The 24,387-nt window shown below is 51.9% G+C and carries 20 protein-coding genes; 18 read left to right on the forward strand and 2 right to left on the reverse strand.

The window, feature by feature from the left end; all coding sequences use genetic code 11:
* The first annotated feature begins 29 nt into the window (after positions 1 to 29).
* Positions 30 to 1,862, forward strand: a complete 1,833-nt coding sequence (locus ACMV8I_RS01305; RefSeq protein ID WP_498863429.1) for an SLC13 family permease — start codon at positions 30 to 32, stop codon at positions 1,860 to 1,862.
* 6 nt (positions 1,863 to 1,868) lie between these two features.
* Here ACMV8I_RS01305 and yfbR read toward each other — a convergent pair whose 3' ends face one another.
* Positions 1,869 to 2,468, reverse strand: coding sequence for a 5'-deoxynucleotidase (gene yfbR, locus ACMV8I_RS01310; RefSeq protein WP_498863430.1), 600 nt, complete (start codon positions 2,466 to 2,468; stop codon positions 1,869 to 1,871).
* A gap of 147 nt (positions 2,469 to 2,615) precedes the next feature.
* Complete coding sequence (locus tag ACMV8I_RS01315; RefSeq protein ID WP_498863431.1) at positions 2,616 to 3,830, reverse strand: pyridoxal phosphate-dependent aminotransferase; 1,215 nt, start codon at positions 3,828 to 3,830, stop codon at positions 2,616 to 2,618.
* 965 nt (positions 3,831 to 4,795) lie between these two features.
* Here ACMV8I_RS01315 and lrhA point away from each other — a divergent pair.
* The 17 genes from lrhA to menF all read left to right on the forward strand — a co-directional run bounded on the left by lrhA (position 4,796) and on the right by menF (position 24,386).
* On the forward strand, positions 4,796 to 5,740 hold the full coding sequence (gene lrhA, locus ACMV8I_RS01320; protein ID WP_498863432.1) for a transcriptional regulator LrhA: 945 nt from the start codon (positions 4,796 to 4,798) through the stop codon (positions 5,738 to 5,740).
* Between the two features lie 734 nt (positions 5,741 to 6,474).
* Entirely contained in the window at positions 6,475 to 6,912 is a 438-nt protein-coding gene (locus ACMV8I_RS01325; RefSeq protein WP_188469891.1) for an NADH-quinone oxidoreductase subunit A, read from the forward strand.
* A gap of 19 nt (positions 6,913 to 6,931) precedes the next feature.
* Entirely contained in the window at positions 6,932 to 7,606 is a 675-nt protein-coding gene (locus ACMV8I_RS01330) for a NuoB/complex I 20 kDa subunit family protein (RefSeq protein WP_498863433.1), read from the forward strand.
* 81 nt (positions 7,607 to 7,687) lie between these two features.
* Entirely contained in the window at positions 7,688 to 9,487 is a 1,800-nt protein-coding gene (gene nuoC / locus ACMV8I_RS01335; protein WP_498863434.1) for an NADH-quinone oxidoreductase subunit C/D, read from the forward strand.
* A gap of 14 nt (positions 9,488 to 9,501) precedes the next feature.
* Positions 9,502 to 10,026, forward strand: coding sequence for an NADH-quinone oxidoreductase subunit NuoE (gene nuoE, locus ACMV8I_RS01340; protein WP_498864686.1), 525 nt, complete (start codon positions 9,502 to 9,504; stop codon positions 10,024 to 10,026).
* Positions 10,023 to 11,393 carry an NADH-quinone oxidoreductase subunit NuoF gene (gene nuoF, locus ACMV8I_RS01345; RefSeq protein WP_498863435.1) on the forward strand — a complete coding sequence of 457 codons (1,371 nt, stop codon included), beginning with the start codon at positions 10,023 to 10,025 and terminating at the stop codon, positions 11,391 to 11,393. The genes nuoE and nuoF overlap by 4 nt, the downstream gene beginning before the upstream one ends.
* 185 nt (positions 11,394 to 11,578) lie before the next feature.
* Positions 11,579 to 14,305, forward strand: coding sequence for an NADH-quinone oxidoreductase subunit NuoG (gene nuoG, locus ACMV8I_RS01350; RefSeq protein WP_498863436.1), 2,727 nt, complete (start codon positions 11,579 to 11,581; stop codon positions 14,303 to 14,305).
* Positions 14,302 to 15,279 carry an NADH-quinone oxidoreductase subunit NuoH gene (nuoH, locus tag ACMV8I_RS01355; RefSeq protein ID WP_498863437.1) on the forward strand — a complete coding sequence of 326 codons (978 nt, stop codon included), beginning with the start codon at positions 14,302 to 14,304 and terminating at the stop codon, positions 15,277 to 15,279. The genes nuoG and nuoH overlap by 4 nt, the downstream gene beginning before the upstream one ends.
* A 14-nt stretch (positions 15,280 to 15,293) precedes the next feature.
* On the forward strand, positions 15,294 to 15,836 hold the full coding sequence (gene nuoI, locus ACMV8I_RS01360; RefSeq protein WP_188469902.1) for an NADH-quinone oxidoreductase subunit NuoI: 543 nt from the start codon (positions 15,294 to 15,296) through the stop codon (positions 15,834 to 15,836).
* A 12-nt stretch (positions 15,837 to 15,848) separates the two neighbouring features.
* Positions 15,849 to 16,406 carry an NADH-quinone oxidoreductase subunit J gene (gene nuoJ / locus ACMV8I_RS01365; protein ID WP_498863438.1) on the forward strand — a complete coding sequence of 186 codons (558 nt, stop codon included), beginning with the start codon at positions 15,849 to 15,851 and terminating at the stop codon, positions 16,404 to 16,406.
* Entirely contained in the window at positions 16,403 to 16,705 is a 303-nt protein-coding gene (gene nuoK, locus ACMV8I_RS01370) for an NADH-quinone oxidoreductase subunit NuoK (RefSeq protein WP_004936014.1), read from the forward strand. Before nuoJ ends, nuoK begins: the two co-directional genes overlap by 4 nt.
* A complete protein-coding gene (gene nuoL / locus ACMV8I_RS01375) occupies positions 16,702 to 18,561 on the forward strand; it encodes an NADH-quinone oxidoreductase subunit L (RefSeq protein WP_498863439.1) in 1,860 nt (619 codons plus the stop codon). The genes nuoK and nuoL overlap by 4 nt, the downstream gene beginning before the upstream one ends.
* Before the next feature lie 38 nt (positions 18,562 to 18,599).
* On the forward strand, positions 18,600 to 20,129 hold the full coding sequence (gene nuoM, locus ACMV8I_RS01380) for an NADH-quinone oxidoreductase subunit M (protein ID WP_498863440.1): 1,530 nt from the start codon (positions 18,600 to 18,602) through the stop codon (positions 20,127 to 20,129).
* Between the two features lie 6 nt (positions 20,130 to 20,135).
* Positions 20,136 to 21,596, forward strand: a complete 1,461-nt coding sequence (gene nuoN, locus ACMV8I_RS01385) for an NADH-quinone oxidoreductase subunit NuoN (RefSeq protein WP_498863441.1) — start codon at positions 20,136 to 20,138, stop codon at positions 21,594 to 21,596.
* 209 nt (positions 21,597 to 21,805) lie between these two features.
* Positions 21,806 to 22,333: a DUF1097 domain-containing protein gene (locus tag ACMV8I_RS01390; RefSeq protein ID WP_498863442.1), complete on the forward strand. Its 528-nt coding sequence runs from the start codon at positions 21,806 to 21,808 to the stop codon at positions 22,331 to 22,333.
* A 102-nt stretch (positions 22,334 to 22,435) separates the two neighbouring features.
* Entirely contained in the window at positions 22,436 to 22,759 is a 324-nt protein-coding gene (locus ACMV8I_RS01395; RefSeq protein WP_498863443.1) for an ElaB/YgaM/YqjD family protein, read from the forward strand.
* A gap of 238 nt (positions 22,760 to 22,997) precedes the next feature.
* Positions 22,998 to 24,386, forward strand: a complete 1,389-nt coding sequence (gene menF / locus ACMV8I_RS01400) for an isochorismate synthase MenF (protein WP_498863444.1) — start codon at positions 22,998 to 23,000, stop codon at positions 24,384 to 24,386.
* Position 24,387: the final 1 nt, after the last annotated feature.

Genomic DNA, 24,387 nt, shown 5'->3' on the forward strand with positions numbered 1-24,387 from the left:
TGCCTTCTCATTACAAAGGGAGCCTTGTTTTGACCAGTGAACTGATTTGGGTACTGATGCTGCTGGCGATAGCGATGGTGCTTTTCGCCAGCAATAAACTGCGCATGGACGTGGTCGCCCTATTGGTGATTATCGCTTTTGTGATGAGTGGAACGCTGACGCTGAATGAAGCCATGGCAGGATTCAGTGACCCGAACGTGATCCTGATAGCTGCACTGTTTGTGGTCGGCCATGGCCTGGTACGCACCGGCGTTGCCTGGCAGGTTGGCGAATGGTTGATGAAAGTCGCCGGTAACAGTGAAACCCGCATGTTGGTTTTGCTGATGCTGACCGTTGCCGGACTGGGTGCTTTTATGAGTTCTACCGGCGTGGTGGCCATTTTTATCCCGATAGTACTGACTGTCTCTGCGAAGATGAAAACCGCCCCGGCGCGGCTGATGATGCCGATGAGCTTTGCTGGTCTTATCAGCGGCATGATGACGCTGGTCGCCACGCCGCCGAATATGGTAGTGAACAGTGAGTTGCTGCGTGAAGGATTTGATGGGTTTGGATTTTTTGGCGTGACGCCAATAGGTCTGGTAGTCCTGGTCATGGGCATCGGTTATATGTTAGTGGCGCGGAGGTGGCTCTCATCTGAAAGCGGTGCCGAGAAAAAAGAGACCTGGCAGCGGCGCACTTTTCGAGATCTGATTCGAGATTACCGCCTTACTGGCAGGGCACGCCGAATGGCAATACGTCCCGGTTCGCCGCTGGCAGGCAAAGCGCTTGATGACCTGCATTTACGCTCGCGATATGGTGCCAATGTGGTGGGTATCGAACGCTGGCGCAAGTTTCGTCGGGTTATGGTCAGCGCTACCGGCAGCACTGAACTTCGGGCCCGCGATGTCTTGCTGATAGACATGTCGGACAGTGACATCTCCATTCGTCAGTTCTGCGTCGATGAACAGCTTGAGCCGATGGTACTGCGCGGCGAATATTTCTCCGAACAGTCCCGCGACGTCGGCATGGCCGAAGTGTCGTTGATCCCTGATTCCGAGCTGCTAGGTAAAAGCCTGCGTCAGGTGGTCTTCCGGTCACGCTATGGGCTGAACGTTGTAGGGATACGCCGTCAGGGCGAGGCGCTGGAGGGTAAGCTGGTTGATGAGGAGTTGCAACTTGGCGATATGCTGCTGGTAATAGGCGACTGGAAACTTATCCGTCAGTTGCAACAGCAGATGCATGATTTTATCGTATTAAATCTGCCGGCGGAGGTTGATGATGTCGCGCCGGCAGTTAGCCAGGCGCCGCATGCGCTCTTCTGCCTGGCGCTAATGGTCGCACTGATGCTTACCGAAGAGGTACCCAATGCCATTGCGGCAATCGTTGCTTGCCTGCTAATGGGGAAATTCCGTTGCGTCACGATGGAAGGGGCCTATAAGTCAATTCACTGGCCAAGTTTACTGCTGATTGTCGGCATGATGCCGTTCGCGCTGGCGCTGCAGAAAACCGGTGGGATCGCGTTAATCGTTCAGGGACTAATGGACATCAGCGGTGGGTATGGTCCACACATCATGCTACTCAGCTTGTTTATATTGTGCGCGATCACTGGCTTGTTTATTTCGAATACGGCCACTGCGGTTCTGATGGCTCCTATCGCCATCGCCACGGCACACCAGATGGAATTATCGCCTTATCCCTTTACTATGATCGTCGCCATTGCCGCCTCAGCGGCCTTCATGACCCCGGTTTCATCGCCTGTGAATACGCTGGTGATGGTGCCGGGGAATTACCGTTTCGGCGATTTTGTGCGGATTGGTGCGCCTTTCACTCTGATGGTGATGGTCGTTAGTATCCTGCTGGTGCCGGTTCTGTTCCCATTCTGAGGTACTTTAGAGTGGCGAATCCTGGCTGATTTCGTCCAGTGACAGGCTGAAGCTTGGAATGAAGACTTCCATGAAGTAGTCCATTTCCGGGCTTTGGCGCAATGCGAGGGTTTTTTCCAGTCGCGCCTTCGCCAGAGTGAATTCGGTATTTCCTGCTGACAGCTCCTCGAGGCACTTCAGATAGGCGCAAAGCGAATCAGCCTGCTTCACCGTCAGTTTCTCCTGATCGCTGTAATAATGTTCATCAATCAGCGAGCGGAAATCAGCCTGAAGCTCTTCTGGCAGCATTTCGATCATCTTCTGCTGGGCAATTTTCTCTATCTTTTTGTATTCATGTGCAATCTGCGGATTGTAATACTTAATCGGCGTGGGCATATCGCCGGTCAACACTTCACTGGCGTCATGGTACATCGCCAGCAATGCCACGCGTTCTGCATTCAACTGGCCGCCGAACTTTCGGTTTTTAATCACGGCCAGCGCGTGGGCTACAAAGGCGACCTGCAAACTGTGTTCAGACACATTTTCGGTACGTACATTGCGCATCAGCGGCCAGCGGCCAATCAGTTTCAAGCGGGATAAGTAGGCAAAAAAATGGCTTTGGCTCATAGGTCTCTCAGCAACAACAGCGAATGAGGTTCTATTGTGTGCAGTGGGGCAGTGTTATGCAAAGGGTTATGTAAATAGATACGCGCCATTCTTCATGCTGCCGTTACGTATCAGGTAACGTTGAAGAGTGGCGCGTTTTTAAAATGCTTACTGGCGGTAGGTTTCGAGGAAGCGGCCGAGTTTATTGACGGCCATTTCCAGTTCATCGACGCGCGGCAGGGTGACGATACGCACGTGATCCGGATATGGCCAGTTAAATGCTGTGCCCTGAACCAGAAGAACTTTTTGCTGTAACAACAGATCGAGTACCAATTTTTGGTCATCATGAATGTTAAAGCGCTTGGCGTCGATACGCGGGAACATATACAGCGCGCCGCGTGGTTTAACGCATGAGACACCTGGGATTTGATTGATCAGTTCCCAGGCTTTGTCACGCTGCTCGAGCAGACGTCCGCCCGGTTGTATAAACTCGCTGATGCTCTGATAGCCACCAAGTGCCGTCTGAATGGCATGCTGCATAGGGACATTGGCACATAAACGCATCGAAGCCAGCATCTCTAGCCCCTCAATGTAGCCTTTTGCGTGCTTTTTCGGCCCGTTGAGAACCATCCATCCCTGACGAAAGCCGGCCACACGGTAAGTTTTTGACAGGCCGTTGAAAGTGACTGTCAGCAAGTCCGGTGCCAGCGCTGCGATGGAAATATGTTCGGCATCGTCGTACAAAATTTTGTCGTAGATTTCATCTGAGAAGATGATCAAATCATGTTCTCTGGCGATCTCGACGATCTCCATCAGCAACGCTTTGCTATATACCGCACCGGTCGGGTTATTAGGGTTGATGATCACTATACCGCGGGTCCGCGGGGAGATTTTTGCCCGAATATCATCAAGGTCCGGGAACCAGTCAGCCCCTTCATCACACAGATAATGGACGGCGTTACCCCCGGAGAGTGATACCGCTGCAGTCCATAAAGGGTAGTCAGGCGCAGGAACCAGCATTTCATCGCCGGTGTTTAGCAGCGCCTGCATGGACTGCACGATCAGTTCTGAAACACCGTTGCCTATGTAGATATCTTCAACGGTAATATCACGCATATCACGCGCCTGATAATGTTGCATGATAGCTTTGCGGGCAGAGAAAAGGCCTTTTGAGTCACAATAACCCTGGGCTGTCGGTAAGTTACGGATAACATCAACAAGAATTTCATCAGGTGCATCAAACCCAAATGGCGCGGGATTGCCGATATTCAGTTTGAGGACCTTATTACCTTCTTCTTCCAGACGTTTTGCTTCTTTGAGAACCGGGCCGCGAATGTCGTAGCAGACGTTGTCCAGTTTGCGGGATTTTTCAATCGGGGACATGTGATGTGAGCCTTTTCTGTAAAGCTTGTTCCTCCCTGGCACATGATGGCCGCGGAGCAAAGCGAAGAGCACAATTTACTCCCACCCGCCCGGCTTTTGAAGGGGCACATCTGGCTTTAGTGCAAAACATTACATGCAGCATAGAACGTGATGCGCTGTCTGGGTTGATGCATTTTTTTTAGTTTAATGGACTAAATTAAAATTATTTTTTAGCATAAACAACCATTTGGTTACGGGATTATTAGCGGTTGGCTTAGCAGATATGACCTTTTTGCTTCACTTACGTAGAATATAAATTATCTAATCTGAAGGGTGATAAGGAAAACTTATAACAAGAGGTCAGGTAGATTCTTAAGATTATGCTTAGTGCATAAAATATATCCTAACGTGTTTATGCCGATTCTTTATGATTTACTGGATAAATTAACAGAGTGGAGTAGTACTACATAAATCTTCCCCATAAATTTGTAAACCTGACTAATCAATATATTTTATTGTAACTTTTTTTTAAAATATCAATAAATGTATAAAGTTACGAAGAATACATTAGCGTAATGAAGGAGTTTTTTAGCTGGTCTTCTAACTGACTCAATGAAAAATTCATTAATAGCTCAAATCGCAAGAGTAATTAATTAACAAACCTTATGTTTTATTCGTATTTAACAGAAATTTCGGTGTTCAGCACTTGTTGGCAGCGGATCCGTTTTTACTAAGCATCGTTAATGGATAAAGTTTTCAAATCAGTAATTCTAATCAAATTTAGTTATTTAAGACGACAATATTAAGGTACTTAGTACATAACGAGGGAAAAATCCCTATAATTTGAATAATATTGCGGAAATATTTCTCATTTCTTATCATCTAATGAGTGAGTGCGTGCCATATCTGGTATTCTGCATTTAGCGGGTACTTTGCCGCATTAATCAGGGTAGCTTGTTATTAGATTTTAAAAGTGAAGAAAAACTATGACAAATGCAAATCGTCCAATTCTCAATCTTGACCTTGATCTGCTGAGAACGTTTGTTGCCGTTGCTGATTTGAATACGTTTGCAGCAGCAGCTGCTGCTGTATGTCGCACTCAATCCGCAGTCAGTCAACAAATGCAGCGTCTTGAACAACTGGTAGGGAAAGAGCTGTTTGCCAGACATGGACGTAATAAACTATTGACTGAACACGGTATTCAGCTATTAGGATATGCGCGGAAAATTCTGCGTTTTAATGACGAAGCCTGCACATCGCTTATGTATAGCAATGTGCAGGGAGGCATAACAATCGGGGCCTCAGATGATACCGCAGATACAATTCTTCCGTTCCTCTTAAGCCGCGTAACCTCTGTGTACCCAAAACTCTCTATTGATGTCAGGGTTAAGCGCAGTCCGTTCATGCTGCCTATGTTGGAAAGTGAGGAAGTGGACTTGGCGATCACCACCATGACCACGACGGATCATCCACATATAGTCTTACGCACATCGCCGACTTTATGGTACTGCTCGGCTGATTTTGCTTATCCATCTGGTGATAGCGTGCCGTTGGTTTTGCTCGATGAACCGAGTCCTTACCGATCTATGGCAATCGATTACCTTAATCAGGCGGGCATTCCATGGCGTATTGCTTATGTTGCCTCCACGCTGTCGGCTATCCGTGCTGCTGTTAGAGCCGGACTGGGTGTGACCGCGCGGCCGATTGAGATGATGAGCCCTGAATTGCGTGTTTTGGGCGAACAGGACGGTTTGCCACGCCTGCCGGACACGCAGTATGTTTTGTATAAGAATGCACATTGTAAAAATGAATTGGCAATGGCGATTTTTAATGCTGTTGAACAGGGTAACGACCCGTATTCATTAAGTTCTTATGCTCAACGTCCTGCAGTAGATGACAATAAGATCATCGTCGCCAATCCCAAAGCTTAAGTTCGTCATGTAAGTCCACTTTACTCCCGGTCTTCCAGGAATGTGAAGACCGGGAGTAAAGATTCATCCTCATTAGTGGGTATGCTAAGTCGGGTAAATGAAGTTTTTAGGTTATTTTTGAAGTATAGCCTCCATTTTGCGGTCTCTTCACAGCCATTCCCTCACATTCTCTTCTATTAACTGTCGCAAAAAGTGTTCTTTTTACAAGACAGATCATCCTCATAAAGAGCGCTTTGTGATTTACTTACTGAGTCTCGAACCCATCAAAAACTCCACTTCATCGAAATATGCAAAAAAAAGTTGTCACATCGTGGTGTTTTTTAGCACCAGACACCATCAAACTGTGTCTTGGATCAAAAAAATACCCTTGTTTAGTCCGTGGAGTAACCGTTTCTTCACGAGGAAATGGTATTGTTTAGCCTGAAGCATTAAATCCTGAAAACATGCCCTTGTTCTATCAGACTATTCACTGACACGATTTAGCACGCAGCGGTCGCATGATATGTTAATAAAATGATGCGCATGTAAATTAATGTGGAGATGCCTTTGTCTAAGTTGACAAAAGGTTATAGAAAGGGGTAAAAAGCCCACAGTAAATCACTGGCTTAAGCCGTTTATAGTTATAGGCAGTGATACGGTGTGGTTATTAATCCTTCCCTTGAATCGATGTGGTGCGCAAGCTGCCGTCAAAGAGCAGATGCTATAGCGCCGCTTTTGATGAGTAAGCAAAGAGTATGTCAACAGCCACTGAAGTTATCGCTCAACACTGGGCGTTCGCGGTATTTCTGATCGTCGCAATGGGTCTTTGTTGCCTCATGTTACTGGGTGCAGCGTTTCTGGGCGGTAGAGCCAGGGCGCGATACAAAAACACACCTTTTGAATCTGGTATCGCATCAGTGGGTACCGCCCGCATGCGTCTTTCCGCCAAATTCTATCTGGTAGCGATGTTTTTCGTTATTTTCGACGTAGAAGCCCTGTATCTGTATGCATGGTCAACCTCTATCCGTGAAAGCGGCTGGACCGGGTTCGTTGAAGCCACCATTTTCATTTTAGTCCTGTTAGCCGGTCTGTTTTATCTGGTGCGTATTGGCGCACTAGACTGGACACCAACACGTTCGAAAGGACCTGTAAAACCGAGCCCAGCGATTAACACCAACAGTCATCCGCAGTAAGTAATAGCGAGGCATTAAGATGGACTATACGCTCACCCGCATAGACCCGGACGGTGAGAACGACCGGTACCCCCTGCAAACACAAGAGATCGTTGGCGATCCTCTTCAGGAGCAGGTTAAACGCAGCGTCTTTATGGGGAACCTCGAAGAGGCGATGCATGGGATGGTGAACTGGGGTCGCAAAAATTCCCTTTGGCCATATAACTTTGGTCTTTCTTGTTGCTATGTTGAAATGGTGACCTCGTTTACTGCGGTTCACGATGTCGCGCGCTTTGGTGCTGAAGTTCTGCGTGCCTCTCCGCGTCAGGCTGATTTCATGGTGGTTGCCGGGACCTGTTTTACCAAAATGGCGCCGGTTATCCAGCGTTTGTATGACCAGATGCTTGAGCCGAAATGGGTGATCTCCATGGGTGCCTGCGCAAACTCAGGCGGCATGTATGACATCTATTCCGTAGTACAAGGTGTGGATAAATTCCTGCCAGTTGATGTTTATATCCCAGGTTGCCCACCGCGTCCGGAAGCTTACATGCAGGCCCTGTTACTGCTGCAAGAGTCCATTGGTAAAGAACGCCGCCCGCTGTCGTGGGTTGTTGGTGATCAGGGTGTTTACCGCGCGAATATGCAGTCTGAGAAAGAGCGTAAACGCGCAGAGCGTATCGCTGTGACGAATCTGAAGTCTCCTGACGAGATTTAACACTGCGGTCTGAGAGTCAACCCTGAGGGCGAAGGGATCCCCCTTACGGCATAAATGACCATTTAGTGTGGTGAAAATAAAATGACAGATTTGACGACGCAAGACACCGCTCAGCCAGCATGGCAGACCCGCGATCATCTTGATGATCCGGTCATCGGCGAATTGCGTAACCGTTTTGGGCCAGAGGCCTTTACTGTTCAAGCGACCCGTACCGGAATTCCCGTGGTATGGTTCAAGCGCGAACAGATACTTGAAGCGATCACTTTCTTACGCAAACAGCCAAAACCTTACGTAATGCTGTTCGACCTGCATGGTATGGATGAGCGGTTACGTACTCACCGCGACGGTTTACCGGCCGCGGATTTTTCCGTTTTCTACCATCTACTTTCTGTTGAGCGTAACCGCGACATCATGATCAAAGTTGCGTTGGCGGAAAACGACCTGCATCTGCCAACCATCACCAAGGTGTTCCCGAATGCCAACTGGTATGAGCGTGAAACCTGGGAAATGTTTGGTATTACCTTCGATGGCCACCCGCATCTGACGCGCATTATGATGCCGCAGACTTGGGAAGGACATCCGCTGCGTAAAGATTATCCAGCGCGTGCGACCGAATTCGATCCCTTCGAGCTGACCAGGCAGAAAGAAGATCTGGAGATGGAGTCGCTGACCTTCAAGCCGGAAGATTGGGGCATGAAGCGCGGGACCGAAAATGAAGACTTCATGTTCCTCAACCTTGGTCCAAACCACCCCTCTGCACACGGTGCGTTCCGTATCATTCTGCAGCTCGATGGCGAAGAGATTGTCGACTGCGTACCCGATGTTGGCTACCACCACCGCGGTGCGGAAAAAATGGGTGAGCGCCAGTCATGGCACAGCTACATTCCGTACACTGACCGTATCGAATATCTTGGCGGTTGCGTTAATGAAATGCCTTACGTGTTGGCTGTTGAAAAGCTGGCCGGTATCACCGTAGGCGATCGCGTTAACACCATCCGCGTGATGCTCTCCGAACTGTTCCGCATTAACAGCCATTTGCTTTATATCAGTACGTTCATTCAGGACGTCGGTGCGATGACTCCCGTGTTCTTCGCTTTTACTGACCGTCAGAAAATCTACGATCTGGTTGAAGCGATCACCGGTTTCCGTATGCATCCGGCGTGGTTCCGTATCGGTGGCGTGGCCCACGACCTGCCGAAAGGTTGGGAACGTCTGCTGCGTGAATTCCTGGACTGGATGCCAGCTCGTTTAGACTCTTATGTTAAAGCCGCGCTGAAAAACACTATTCTGATTGGCCGTTCCAAAGGTGTAGCCGCCTACAATGCGGATGATGCGCTGGCGTGGGGCACTACCGGCGCCGGTTTGCGCGCAACGGGTATTCCGTTTGATGTGCGTAAATGGCGTCCGTATTCCGGTTATGAAAACTTCGATTTTGAAGTGCCGGTCGGCGATGGTGTCAGTGACTGCTACTCCCGCGTGATGTTGAAAGTGGAAGAGCTTCGTCAGAGCCTGCGCATTTTGGAACAGTGTTACAAAAATATGCCGGAAGGCCCGTTCAAAGCCGATCACCCGCTGACAACGCCGCCACCGAAAGAGCGCACGCTGCAACATATCGAAACCCTAATTACTCACTTCCTGCAAGTGTCGTGGGGCCCGGTCATGCCTGCGCAAGAATCTTTCCAGATGGTTGAAGCCACCAAAGGGATAAACAGCTACTACCTGACGAGTGACGGCAGCACCATGAGCTACCGCACCCGTATCCGTACGCCAAGTTATCCGCATTTGCAGCAGATCCCATCAGTTATCCGTGGCAGCCTGGTTTCAGACTTAATCGTCTATCTGGGCAGTATCGATTTCGTAATGTCAGATGTGGACCGCTAACGATGACTAATTCCATGAACAATTCAGAGCTTCAGTACATCAACGTTTCAGAGCCAAACGCGCAGCCTGCGTTTGAGTTCAATGATGCTGAGCGCGGAGCCATTGAGCATGAAAAACATCACTACGAAGATGCCCGAGCGGTGTCTATCGAAGCGCTGAAAATTGTGCAAAAACACCGTGGCTGGGTTCCGGATGGCGCGATTTATGCCATCGCTGAAATCCTCAGTATTCCTGCCAGTGATGTAGAAGGCGTGGCGACATTTTATAGCCAGATCTTCCGCCAGCCGGTAGGCCGTCATGTGATCCGTTACTGTGACAGTGTGGTGTGTCACATCACCGGTTATCAGGGAATTCAAGCGGCGATTGAAGAAAAGCTGCACATTAAGCCGGGTGAAACTACCGAAGACGGTCGCTTTACTCTGCTACCGACCTGCTGCCTGGGTAACTGTGACAAGAGCCCGACGATGATGATCGACGAGGACACGCACAGCTACCTTAAGCCGGAGCAAATCAGTGAATTATTGGAGCGTTACTCATGACATTCCAGGGGTTTACGCCAAAACAGATCGACCGTACGCCAGAGATGCATCCGCTGACCTGGCGCATGCGCGAAGACCAGCAGCCGGTTTTCCTCGACGAATACCGTAGTAAAAATGGCTACGCCGGTGCCGAGAAAGCCCTGAAAGGTATGGCGCAGGACGACGTGGTCTCTTTGGTCAAAGACGCGGGCCTGAAAGGTCGCGGCGGCGCAGGTTTCTCCACCGGTTTGAAGTGGAGCCTGATGCCGAAAGACGAAAGCATGAACATCCGCTATCTGCTATGCAACGCCGATGAGATGGAACCAGGGACTTATAAAGACCGCTTGCTGATGGAGCAAATGCCCCATTTGCTGGTGGAGGGGATGCTGATCGCGGCATTCGCCCTGAAAGCCTACCGTGGCTATATTTTCTTGCGTGGCGAATATATCGAAGCCGCCGTCAATCTGCGTAAAGCCATTGAAGAAGCCAAAGCAGTGGGCCTGTTAGGTAAAAATATCCTCGGTTCCGGTTTTGACTTCGAATTGATCGTTCATACCGGTGCAGGGCGTTATATCTGCGGTGAAGAAACTGCACTGATCAACTCGCTTGAAGGCCGTCGCGCTAACCCTCGTTCAAAACCACCGTTCCCAGCATCATCGGGTGTATGGGGTAAACCGACCTGCGTAAACAACGTCGAAACCTTGTGCAACGTACCGGCGATTATTGAGTATGGCGTGGACTGGTACAAAGGCATTTCCGCAGGCAAAAGCAACGATGCCGGTACCAAAATGATGGGCTTCTCCGGTCGGGTGAAAAACCCGGGTGTCTGGGAATTGCCGTTTGGTATCACTGCCCGTGAAATCCTGGAAGATTACGCCGGTGGCATGCGTGATGGTCTGAAGTTCAAGGCATGGCAACCGGGTGGGGCAGGGACAGACTTCCTGACCGGCGATCACCTCGACCTGCCAATGGACTTCGAAAGCATCGGTAAAGCCGGTAGCCGTATGGGTACTGCGCTGGCGATGGCTGTTGACCATGAAATAGGTATGGTGTCGCTGGTCCGCAATATGGAAGAGTTCTTCTCACGCGAGTCTTGCGGCTGGTGCACACCTTGCCGTGATGGCCTACCGTGGAGCGTGAAGATCCTGCGCGCGCTGGAGCGTGGTGAAGGTCAGCCAGGAGATATTGAAACTCTTGAGCAACTTTGCCGCCAATTGGGTCCGGGCAAAACCTTCTGCGCACATGCACCAGGTGCCGCGGAACCTTTGCAGAGTGCGATTAAATATTTCCGGGACGAGTTTGAAGCTGGCATCGCAAAACAGCACTACAACAACGTGCGGGCGATTGGCGGTATTCAGCCAAATAACCTGCTAAAACAACGCTGGTAGCAACTATAGCCCGAAGTATTTCGTCTTACAGCTAGGCAGCAAGCGGGGAAATCCCCCGGAGCTTACCTCGGTAAGTGACTGGGGTGAGCACGCGGAGCTAACAACGCTGTAGGGTGAAAGACCAAGGGATACAGAATTTTTGATTAATGCCCGCTGTAGGTGGGCCACGTGGAAGCATGCTGACTATGGCTACGATTCATGTAGACGGCAAAGAATACGATGTAAATGGAGCGGACAACCTGTTGCAGGCTTGCCTCTCTCTTGGCCTCGATATTCCTTATTTTTGCTGGCATCCGGCGCTGGGAAGCGTCGGCGCTTGCCGCCAATGTGCGGTTAAGCAATACCAAAACGCGGAAGACACGCGCGGTCGTTTGGTGATGTCATGTATGACACCGGCGTCTGATGGAACTTTTATTTCCATCAATGACGGCGAAGCCAAAGAGTTCCGTGAAAGTGTGGTCGAGTGGTTGATGACTAACCATCCGCACGACTGTCCGGTGTGTGAAGAGGGCGGAAACTGCCACCTGCAAGATATGACGGTCATGACCGGTCATAGCACACGTCGTTACCGCTTCACCAAGCGCACGCATAACAACCAGGATCTCGGTCCGTTCATCTCTCATGAAATGAACCGCTGTATCGCCTGCTACCGTTGTGTCCGTTACTACAAGGATTACGCGGACGGCACCGATCTGGGTGTGTATGGCGCGCACGACAACGTCTACTTCGGTCGCCCGGAAGATGGCCCGCTGGAAAGCGAGTTCTCCGGTAACCTGGTGGAAGTTTGTCCGACAGGCGTGTTCACCGACAAAACGCACTCCGAACGCTACAACCGTAAATGGGACATGCAGTTTGCGCCAAGCATCTGTCAGCAATGTTCCGTTGGCTGTAACACCAGCCCGGGTGAACGTTATGGCGAACTGCGCCGGATTGAAAACCGCTACAACGGCACAGTGAACCACTACTTCCTGTGTGACCGTGGCCGTTTCGGTTATGGCTATGTCAACGCGAAAGATCGTCCGAAGAAACCACAACAGCTGCGTGGTAACGACTGGATCGAACTGAACGCGGAACAGGCGATGCAGGGCGCAGCAGACATTATGCGTCAGGCACAGAAAACCATCGGTATCGGTTCACCACGCGCCAGTCTCGAAAGCAACTTTGCGTTGCGTGAGCTGGTCGGTGCTGACAACTTCTACACCGGTATCAATGCTGCCGAGCAGGGCCGCCTTGAGCTGATGCTCAACGTTCTGCGCAACAGTGGCGTGCATACGCCAGCGCTGCGGGAAATCGAAGAGTATGACGCGGTGCTTATTCTGGGCGAAGATCTGACGCAGACCGGCGCGCGCATTGCGCTCTCCGTCCGTCAGGCCGTAAAAGGCAAAGCCCGCGCCATGGCTGCGGCTCAGCGCGTTGCTGACTGGCAGATTGCTGCCATCCAAAATATCGGACAGCACGCTAAACATCCGCTATTCATGACGAACGTCGATAACACCCGTCTTGACGATATCGCCGCCTACAATTACCGCGCACCGGTAGATGATCAGGCCCGTTTCGGCTTCGCCATCGCCCATGCATTGGATAATTCAGCACCGGCGGTTACCGATTTAGCCGCAGGTCTCGACAAGAAAATTGACGTCATCGTGCAGGCCTTAACCGATGCGCGTAAACCTCTGATCATTACTGGCAGCAACGCGGGCAGTGACGCCATTATCGCCGCAGCCGCTAACATAGCGAAAGCACTGAAAGCGCGCGGCAGTGACGTGGGAATTACCTTCGTTGCTTCAGCGGCCAACAGTATTGGTTTGTCGATGATTGGTGGCGGTACGCTGGACGCTGCACTTGAATTGTTAGTCAACGGCGGTGCAGACAGTGCCATCGTGATGGAAAATGACCTTTACCGTCACGCACCTGAAGCGCAAGTCGAAGCAGCACTGAACAAAGTTCAAAACCTGCTGGTTCTTGATCATCAGCGCACCCGCATCATGGATAAGGCCAGCCTGATCCTGCCTGCAGCGAGCTTCGCAGAAAGTGACGGTACGCTGGTGAATCAGGAAGGCCGCGCCCAGCGCTTCTTCCAGGTTTATGACCCGGCATATTTCGACACTACCGTTGCGATGTTAGAAAGCTGGCGTTGGATGCACTCGCTGCACTCAACGCTCAACAGCCGCCACGTCGACTGGACGCAGCTTGACCACGTGATCGAAGCCTGCGTTGAAGCACTGCCACAGCTGAAAGGAATGCTTGAAGCAGCACCTAATGCGAGCTTCCGTATTCGTGGTCAGAAACTGGCCCGTTCACCCCATCGCTCGAGTGGTCGTACTGCGATGCGCGCTGACATCAGCGTGCATGAACCCCGTCAGCCGCAAGATAAAGACACCATGTTTGCCTTCTCAATGGAAGGGAACAACAACCCGTTAGCCGATCGTAATCAGGTGCCGTTTGCCTGGGCGCCTGGCTGGAACTCACCACAAGCCTGGAACAAGTTCCAGAGCGAAGTCGGTGGCAGTCTGCGTCATGGTGATCCGGGTGTGCGCATGATCGAAGCAGGCGAGGGGACGTTGGATTACTTCTCCGACATTCCAGCGGTCTTTAGCGCATCAGCCAATCAGTGGCGTGTTGCTCCGTACTATCATCTGTTCGGCAGCGAAGAGATGAGCCAGCGAGCGAGCGTTATCCAGCAGCGTATGCCGCAGCCTTATGTGATGGTGAACCCGGCGGATGCCGCGCAGTTAGGGGTGAATGCGGGTTCCCAGGTAGAATTTACCTGTGGCGGTCAGACACTGAGTTTGCCGGTACGTCTGAGTGAAACCTTAAGTCAGGGACAGATTGGTCTGCCACTGGGCTTGCCGGGTATTCCTCCGGTTCTGGTCGGCGCAACGGTTGAAAATCTGCGGGAGGCAGCGCGATGAGCTGGTTTACACCTGAAGTGATCGCGACGCTTATCGCCGTGCTCAAAGCCGTAGTGATCCTGTTAGTCGTCGTGACCTGTGGCGCGTTCATGAGTTTCGGTGAACGCCGCTTGCTGGCACTGTTCCAGAACCGTTACGGGCCAAACCGTGTCGGCTGGGGCGGCTCGCTGCAGCTGGTTGCTGACATGATCAAAATGTTCTTCAAAGAGGATTGGGTACCGAAGTTCACCGACCGCGCGATTTTCACCCTCGCGCCGATGATAGCCTTCAGCTCTATGCTGATCGCCTTCGCTATCGTGCCGGTCACGCCGACCTGGTTCGCGGCTGACCTGAATATCGGTATTTTGTTTTTCCTGATGATGGCTGGCCTCACTGTTTATGCCGTACTGTTCGCTGGCTGGTCAAGTAACAACAAGTACTCGCTGTTAGGTGCTATGCGTGCGTCTGCCCAGACCCTGAGCTACGAAGTATTCCTTGGTCTGTCGCTGATGGGCGTGGTAGCGCAAGCTGGCTCGTTCAACATGCAGGATATCGTCAATTCTCAGTCGCACATGTGGAATATCATTCCCCAGTTCTTCGGCTTTTTGACCTTTGCGATAGCCGGCGTAGCGGTGTGTCACCGTCACCCGTTTGACCAACCGGAAGCTGAACAAGAACTGGCAGATGGTTACCACATTGAATATTCCGGTATGAAATTCGGTCTGTTCTTCGTGGGCGAATACATCGGTATCGTCACTGTCTCTGCGCTTATTGTCACCTTGTTCTTCGGTGGCTGGCAGGGTCCGTTCCTGCCGCCGGTTATCTGGTTTGCGCTGAAAACTGCGTTCTTCATGGTGATGTTCATTTTGATCCGTGCTGCTCTGCCGCGTCCGCGCTATGACCAGGTGATGTCATTCGGCTGGAAAGTTTGCCTGCCGCTGACCTTGATTAACCTGCTGGCGACCGCTGCGGTCATCTTGTACAACGCGCAATAAGGGGTGATTTAACCATGACATTGAAAGACATAGTTGTCGGGTTCGGCACTCAGGTTCGCAGCTTGTGGATGATAGGCCTGCACGCCTTCGCCAAGCGCGAAACCCAGATGTACCCGGAAGAGAAAGTAAACGTACCGGCCCGTTACCGTGGCCGCATCGTGCTGACGCGCGATCCGGACGGTGAAGAGCGTTGTGTTGCCTGTAACCTGTGTGCGGTAGCCTGCCCGGTAGGCTGTATCTCGCTGCAAAAAGCCGAGCATAAAGACGGTCGTTGGTATCCTGAGTTTTTCCGTATCAACTTTTCACGCTGTATTTTCTGCGGTCTGTGCGAAGAAGCTTGCCCGACAACAGCCATTCAGTTGACGCCGGACTTCGAAATGGGTGAATTCAAGCGCCAGGATCTGGTGTACGAAAAAGAAGATCTGCTGATCTCGGGTCCGGGTAAGTATCCGGAATATAACTTCTACCGGATGGCCGGTATGGCAGTTGACGGCAAGTCGAAAGGCGAAGCTGAAAATGAAGCCAAGCCGATCAACGTCAAAGGTCTGTTGCCTTAAGGAGCCGCAAGCATGGAATTTGCATTTTATATTGCAGCTGTGGTGGCCGTGTTGGCGACATTGCGTGTTATCACGCATACCAACCCAGTTCACGCACTGCTGTATTTGATCGTATCGCTTCTGGCGATCGCTGCGGTGTTCTTCTCGCTCGGTGCGTATTTCGCCGGTGCGCTGGAGATCATCGTGTATGCCGGTGCCATTATGGTGCTGTTCGTGTTCGTGGTGATGATGCTGAACCTTGGCAACGTCGAAGAACAGGAACGTGCGTGGCTTAAGCCCTCTACCTGGATCGGTCCTTCGATTCTGGCGGTAGTGCTGCTGGGCGTAATGATCACCTCAATTCTTGGCCTCCACGATCACGGCATCAAAGGTACGATGGTAGACGCGAAAGCGGTTGGTATCGCGCTGTTTGGTCCTTACGTTCTGGCGGTTGAACTGGCATCGATGTTGCTACTGGCCGGTTTAGTGGTGGCCTTCCATATTGGCCGTGAACACAAAGCCGGTGAAGTGTTTGGTGATACACCAGCAACCACTGAAATGGCGAAAAGAAAAACGGAGGAGAGAGCATGATCCCTCTACAGCATGGCCTGATCCTGGCCGCAATTCTGTTTGTTTTGGGGCTGACCGGGCTGCTTGTCCGCCGTAACTTGCTGTTTATGCTGATCAGTCTGGAAGTGATGATCAACGCAGCGGCGCTGGCGTTCATCGTGGCCGGGAGCTATTGGGGTCAGGCAGACGGTCAGGTGATGTATATCCTGGCAATCAGCCTGGCAGCGGCGGAGGCCAGTATTGGTCTGGCGTTACTGCTGCAACTCTATCGCCGTCGCCACACCCTGAATATCGACACTGTCAGCGAGATGCGCGGATGAACCTATTATATTTAACAATTCTGTTCCCGCTGATTGGCTTCGTTTTGTTGGCCTTCTCACGCGGTCGCTGGTCTGAAAATACTTCGGCTACCGTTGGCGTAGGTTCTATCGGTCTGGCTGCGCTGACGACAGTTTATGTCGGCTTCGATTTCATGACCCAGCGTGCTGCTGGCGTTGAAATCTTTAACCAGAACCTGTGGAACTGGATGCAGGTGGGCGACTTCAACATCGCCGCTACGCTGACCCTTGACGGGCTGTCGATGACCATGCTGTCCGTGGTCACCGGCGTCGGTTTTTTCATCCACATGTTCGCTTCCTGGTACATGCGTGGTGAGGAAGGGTATTCACGCTTCTTCGCTTACACCAACCTGTTTATCGCCAGCATGGTGATTCTGGTACTGGCAGACAACCTGTTGCTGATGTACCTCGGTTGGGAAGGTGTGGGCCTGTGCAGCTACCTATTGATTGGTTTCTACTACACCCATCCGGCCAACGGCTCGGCAGCGATGAAAGCCTTCATCGTGACCCGTGTTGGTGACGTGTTCCTGGCTTTTGCGCTGTTCATTTTGTACCGCGAGCTGGGTACGCTGAATATCCGTGAACTGATGGTGCTGGCACCGCAGAAACTGGCCGTTGGCGACACAGCGATCACTTGGGCAACGTTAATGTTACTCGGTGGGGCAGTGGGTAAATCTGCACAACTTCCGTTGCAGACCTGGCTGGCAGATGCCATGGCCGGTCCGACTCCGGTTTCTGCGTTGATTCACGCCGCGACCATGGTGACCGCCGGTGTTTACCTGATTGCACGTACGCATGGCCTGTTCCTCATGGCACCTGACGTTCTGCATCTGGTGGGCATAATCGGTGCTGTCACGCTGGTACTGGCAGGTTTTGCCGCGATGGTGCAAACCGACATCAAACGTGTCCTTGCTTACTCGACCATGAGCCAGATTGGTTACATGTTCCTGGCGCTCGGCGTTCAGGCCTGGGATGCGGCCATCTTCCATCTGATGACCCACGCGTTCTTCAAAGCGCTGTTGTTCCTGTCGTCGGGTTCGGTCATTTTGGCTTGTCACCACGAGCAGAATATCTTCAAAATGGGTGGCCTGCGTAAATCGATTCCGCTGGTGTATGTCTGCTTCCTGGTCGGTGGTGCAGCCTTGTCTGCCTTGCCAATCATTACCGCAGGCTTCTTCAGTAAGGATGAAATCCTCGCGGGCGCACTGGCAAACGGTCATCTCAATCTAATGATAGCCGGTCTGATCGGCGCGTTTATGACATCCCTGTATACCTTCCGCATGATCTTCATCGTGTTCCACGGCGAAGAAAAACTTTTTGATGGAAAGAAAGCTCATGCGGGTAAAGGCATCACGCACCATCTGCCATTGCTGGTTCTGATGGTTCTGTCGACCTTTATCGGTGCGATGATTGTGCCGCCGCTGAAAGGCGTCTTGCCGGACACCACTGAACTGGCACATGGCAGCGTATTGACCCTGGAAATCATCTCGGGCGTTGTGGCTATTGTCGGCATTTTGCTGGCCGCTGTCCTGTATCTTGGCAAACGCTCATTGGTTAACAGTATCGGGAAAAGCGCCATTGGCCGCTTCTTCACGACCTGGTGGTTCCACGCGTGGGGCTTCGACTGGTTATATGACATGATTTTCGTCAAGCCGTATCTGACCATCGCTAAGCTCTTGCAGCGTGATCCGCTCAATTCAATGATGAATTTACCCGCCGTGCTTTCCCGCCTGGGAAACCGGGGGTTGACGTTGAGTGCAAATGGGCAGACACGCTGGTATGTCGCGTCAATGGGTTTGGGAGCAGTGGTCATTTTGGCACTGTTGCTGGTTATTTAAGAATAAATCGTTAGAAAAAAATAGGGACACAAAACGCCATGCTACTTCCTTGGCTAATTCTTATCCCCTTTATCGGCGGGCTGCTGTGCTGGCAGACTGAGCGTTTCGGGAGCAAAGTACCGCGTTGGATAGCTCTGTTCTCGATGGGGCTGACCTTAGCACTTTCCCTGCAACTGTGGTTGCAGGGGGGGTACTCTTTAATCAACCCGGCGGGTATTCCGCAATGGCAGTCTGAATTTTCACTGCCGTGGATCCCTCGCTTTGGTATCAGCTTCCATCTGGCACTGGACGGTTTGTCCCTGCTGATGGTAGTGCTGACCGGTTTGCTCGGCGTACTGGCTATCCTCTGCTCATGGCGTGAGATCCAGAAGTATCAGGGGTTCTTCCACCTGAACTTGCTGTGGATCCTCGGCGGCGTGATCGGCGTGTTCCTTGCCATCGACTTGTTCCTGTTCTTCTTCTTCTGGGAAATGATGTTGGTGCCGATGTACTTCCTGATTGCCTTGTGGGGTCACAAAGCGTCAGACGGTAAAACGCGTATCAGTGCAGCAACCAAGTTCTTCATCTATACGCAGTCCAGCGGTCTGGTGATGCTGATTGCGATTCTTGGCTTGGTGTTTGTGCACTACAACGCGACCGGAATGTGGACCTTCAACTACGAAGATCTGCTAAAAACCCCAATGTCGCGCAACGTTGAATACCTGCTGATGCTGGGCTTCTTCATCGCCTTCGCGGTGAAAATGCCGGTGGTACCGTTGCACGGCTGGTTGCCGGATGCGCACAGTCAGGCACCGACCGCAGGTTCCGTTGACTTAGCGGGTATCTTGCTGAAAACCGCCGCCTACGGGATGTTGCGTTTCTGTCTGCCGCTGTTCCCGAACGCTTCGCACGAATTCGCACCGATTGCCATGTGGCTGGGTGTGATTGGTATTTTCTACGGCGCGTGGATGGCGTTCGCGCAGACTGATATCAAGCGTCTGATTGCTTACACCTCCGTTTCGCATATGGGCTTTGTACTGATTGCTATCTACACCGGTAGCCAGTTGGCGTATCAAGGCGCAGTGATTCAGATGATTGCACACGGTCTGTCCGCAGCCGGTATGTTCATCATTTGCGGCCAGTTATATGAGCGCTTGCACACCCGGGACATGCGCCAGATGGGCGGATTATGGGGGCGAATAAAATACCTGCCTGCGCTGTCGCTGTTCTTCGCTGTTGCTACATTGGGTATGCCAGGCACCGGTAACTTCGTCGGTGAGTTCATGATCCTGTTTGGCAGCTTCCCGGTTGTTCCGGTTATCACTGTCATCTCGACCTTTGGTTTGGTATTTGCTTCGGTTTACTCGCTGGTGATGATGCAACGCGCTTACTACGGTAAAGCGAAGTCTGACGAGCCGTTACCTGGCATGACCGCACGTGAACTGTCGATCATTCTGTTACTGGTGGTATTGCTGGTGGCGTTGGGTGTTTACCCGCAGCCAATCCTGGATACCTCAAGCGCAGCGATGTCCAACGTGCAACACTGGTTCGGATCATCAGTTTCCACTATTTCAACGACAAGGCCGTAACTCGCCATGACATTTACACTTCAAAATCTGATCGCACTGTTACCGCTGATGATCGTCGGATTGACAGTGGTGGTGGTGATGCTGTCCATTGCGTGGCGACGCGACCATTTTCTTAATGCCACATTGACCGTTGTCGGTCTTAACGTTGCCCTGCTTTCCCTGTATTACGTGGGGCAAGTCGGGCCGCAGGACGTCACACCGCTATTACGTATCGATGGTTACTCAATGTTCTACATTGGGTTGGTGCTACTGGCCAGCCTCGCTACCAGCACGTTTGCCTACGCATGGTTGGCTGGTTATCCGGACAACCGTGAAGAGTTCTACCTGCTGGTGCTGATTGCGGCCATGGGTGGCATTCTGTTGGCGTGCTCTAACCATCTGGCCTCTATGTTCCTCGGGATCGAACTGATTTCGTTGCCACTGTTTGGTTTGATTGGTTATGCCTACCGGCAGAAACGCTCGCTGGAAGCCGCCATCAAATACATGCTGCTGTCTGCGGCTGCGTCATCTTTCCTGCTGTTCGGTATGGCGCTGTTGTACGCACAGTCAGGTGATCTAAGCTTCGTGGCACTCGGCAGAAATCTGGCCGATGGCGTGATGCTGCATCAGCCGCTGTTGCTGGCCGGCTTGGGCATGATGATTGTCGGTCTGGGCTTTAAGCTGTCGCTGGTGCCTTTCCACTTGTGGACACCAGACGTCTATCAGGGGGCGCCTGCGCCGGTATCAACCTTCCTGGCTACCGCCAGCAAAATTGCTATCTTTGCCGTGGTCATGCGTCTGTTCATGTACGCGCCGGTGGCTGACAGCGAAGCTGTCCGTACGGTGCTGGGCATTATCGCCTTCTGCTCAATCCTGGTCGGTAACCTGATGGCTATCAGCCAGAACAATATTAAGCGTCTGCTTGGTTACTCGTCTATCGCCCACCTCGGCTATCTGTTGGTCGCACTGATTGCGGTGCAAACCCATCAGCTGTCGATGGAAACCGTCGGTGTGTATCTGGCCGGTTACCTGTTCAGCAGCCTTGGTGCGTTCGGCGTGGTCAGCCTGATGTCCAGCCCGTATAAAGGCCCGGATGCAGAGTCACTGTTCTCCTATCGTGGTCTGTTCTGGCATAAGCCCATCCTGTCTGCGGTAATGACCGTGATGATGCTGTCACTGGCTGGTATTCCGATGACACTTGGCTTTATCGGTAAGTTCTACGTGATTGCGACTGGCGTAACCGCGCATTTGTGGTGGCTGACTGGTGCGGTGGTGGTCGGGTCTGCGATTGGTCTTTACTACTACCTGCGCGTGACCGTGAGTCTGTTCCTCAGCGCGCCGGAAACGTTGGTACGCGATACCCCGAACAACTGGGCATTGACTGCTGGTGGTGTGGTGGTGCTGATCTCCGCAATTCTGGTGCTGGCGCTGGGCATCTACCCACAACCGCTTATCACCTTGGTTCAGATGGCTCAACCGCTGCTGTAAGCACGGGTCACACTGAACTCCAAAGCCGCTCCTGTGAGCGGCTTTTTTACGACGGTATTTTGTGCAAAAAAACGACTAAATGTGATGTTAATCACGTTTTGATGTACGTTCATAAGTTAATTACATCGATATTGTGATCTCTGCCGTTCCATTCTTCCCGCCAATGCGTAAACTGCGCGCTTGTCCAAATTCGTATAGGTTCACACATCATGAACGTATTGGTGATGATCGCCATTACAACCGGCATTCTTTCCGGCGTTTGGGGCTGGGTGGCTATCAGCCTTGGCCTGATAAGTTGGGCGGGTTTCCTTGGCTGCACGGCCTATTTCGCTTGCCCAAAAGGCGGGTTGCGCGGGCTGATTATCAGTACGCTGACGTGTTTGAGTGGGGTATTCTGGGCTGAAGTGATCATAGCTGGCAGTAGTCTGCGCCCTGAATGGACTCTGTTAGGGTATATGCTCACCGGCGTAGTGGCATTTCTGATGTGCATCCAGGCGTGGCAACAGTGGCTGGCTTTTGTGCCCGGTACTTTTATCGGTGCTTGTGCGACCTTTGCGGCGCAGGGAGATTGGCGTCAGGTGGTGTTGTCTTTGTTGGTCGGTCTGCTGTTTGGGTACGCGATGAAAAACAGCGGACTATGGTTGGCAGAACGGCGAGCCAAACAATTGCACAAAACGCTGACAGAACCACATAACGACACGCCATTTCCTCCGGCCCGGCGGTCGGAAGGTTCTTAAAAGCTCAGTTGCAGCGTATCTCCCCTTTTTTGGCGCTGCACGCAGGGCAAATCTGCGCTAGGGTTAATGGGTATTGTGATAACCACAAATAAGGAGATAACCATGTCTAACCAATTTGAATCGCGCCAAACTGAACCACAGCAAACTTCGTTGGATGATGATTTAAGAATGCTTTCTGAAACGCTGGAGGAAGTCCTTAAATCCTCAGGTGATAAAGCTGACCAAAAGTACATTGAAATTAAAAGCCGTGCGCAGCAAGCGTTGGAAGAGGTACAGTCACGTCTTAACGGCGGTGTGAATTCCTATTGTAAGAAAGCGCGCCAGGTCGCTGAACAAACTGACACGTACGTACGTGATAACCCATGGCACGGTGTCGGTGCGGGGGCTGCGGTAGGTTTAGTGGTGGGTCTTTTGTTGCGTCGCTAAATGTTTATCACAGAGGCAGCCAAGGCTGTCTCTGTTTTGTTTTCCCTTCCCTTCGGTGACACCTGCTCATACCTTCTTCCCCTTCATATTCATCGCCTTTCGCTTCGGTTTGATCTGTCGCATATTATAAATCTTCGTAACGCCGCATACTTCACTCGTATTTGATTTAACCCGTTTTTTGATCCAGAAGGGCATTCCAGCCCAACATCAAATCCATCGGATACGTCCTGAGGTTACGGTGAAACAGATTTCAGCAGTTCTTGATCAGTTGGACGCCGCACTCTCAGCGAATTTCCCTGATATGGCGGGCCTGCAGCAGTTTAGTTATACACTTGCAGACCAACCGGAAACGGACATGTTGGAGTGGTTGAACGCGCAAAGCAGTTATCCGAAACTCTATTGGCAGCAGCGTGATGGACATGAAGAGGCCGCCCTGTGTAGCGATGCCTGCGCCTTTGGCAACCTTTCTGCCGCTCAGGCCTTCTTGCAACAGTATCCCCACTTGCCTGAGTTACGTATTTGGGGGCTAAACACCTTTCACGGAGCGGATGCGATCACCGCAGAGAGCACCGAGTCAGATGCTAATGCACTCTTTTTGCCGCGTATTGAGATCAACCGCCGGGACAACGAATATACCCTGCTTTGCAACCTCTTCAGTACAGACTCCTTACGTGACGAAGCCCAGAAAATGCGGATCTTCCTGCGTTCGCTGGCCAACAGCCATCCTCTGCCCGCTCTGACCTCTGATGTGCTGCGGCATCAGCATCTGCCTGCAGAGCCACAGTGGAAACAGATGATTCACACGGCACTGGCCTGCATTGAGCAGGGGCAGTTCGACAAAGTGGTGCTGGCGCGTAAAACCACGCTGGTTCTTCGCCAGCCGCTGAATGCCGCCGCGTTTTTAGCCGCCAGCCGCGCGGTTAATCATCATTGTTACCACTTTATGCTGGCCTTCACGGCGCAACAGGCATTTCTGGGCTCCAGCCCGGAGCGGCTTTTTTTGCGCGACAACCATGCGCTTTTTACTGAAGCGCTGGCTGGCACCGTCGCTGGCGCAACGGACAATTACAAAGCCAGGGAACTGGGCCAATGGCTGTTGAAAGACGCCAAGAACCAGCGAGAGAATATGCTGGTGGTTGATGATATCTGTCAGCGTTTACAAGGTGGTGCGCACTCATTAGACGTGACGTCCGCTGAGATTCTGCGTTTGCGTAAAGTGCAGCATCTTCGTCGCAGCATTCATGCTGTACTCATCCATGCAGATGACGCTGACTGCCTGCAAAGGTTGCAACCTACCGCCGCGGTGGCGGGCTTGCCGCGCCAGGAAGCCCGTGACTTTATTGCGCAACATGAACCCTTTAATCGCCAGTGGTATGCCGGATCTGCTGGATACATTAGTCTGGCCCGCAGTGAATTTGCCGTGGCGCTGCGTTCTGCAGCGGTGAACGGTAGTCAGTTGGATTTATTTGCCGGAGCAGGCATCGTGGCTGGTTCCGACGCTGCACAGGAATGGCAGGAGATCGAAAACAAAGCTGCTGGGTTACGCACCCTGCTGGATGGAAATGTTCAGTCCGTTGAGAACGTTCCATCAGACGAAAATTATGCGCCCGCCGTCCGGGCTGGTTAAG

The sequence above is a fragment of the Ewingella sp. S1.OA.A_B6 genome, from assembly GCF_049889095.1.
Classification (GTDB): Bacteria; Pseudomonadota; Gammaproteobacteria; order Enterobacterales; family Enterobacteriaceae; genus Ewingella.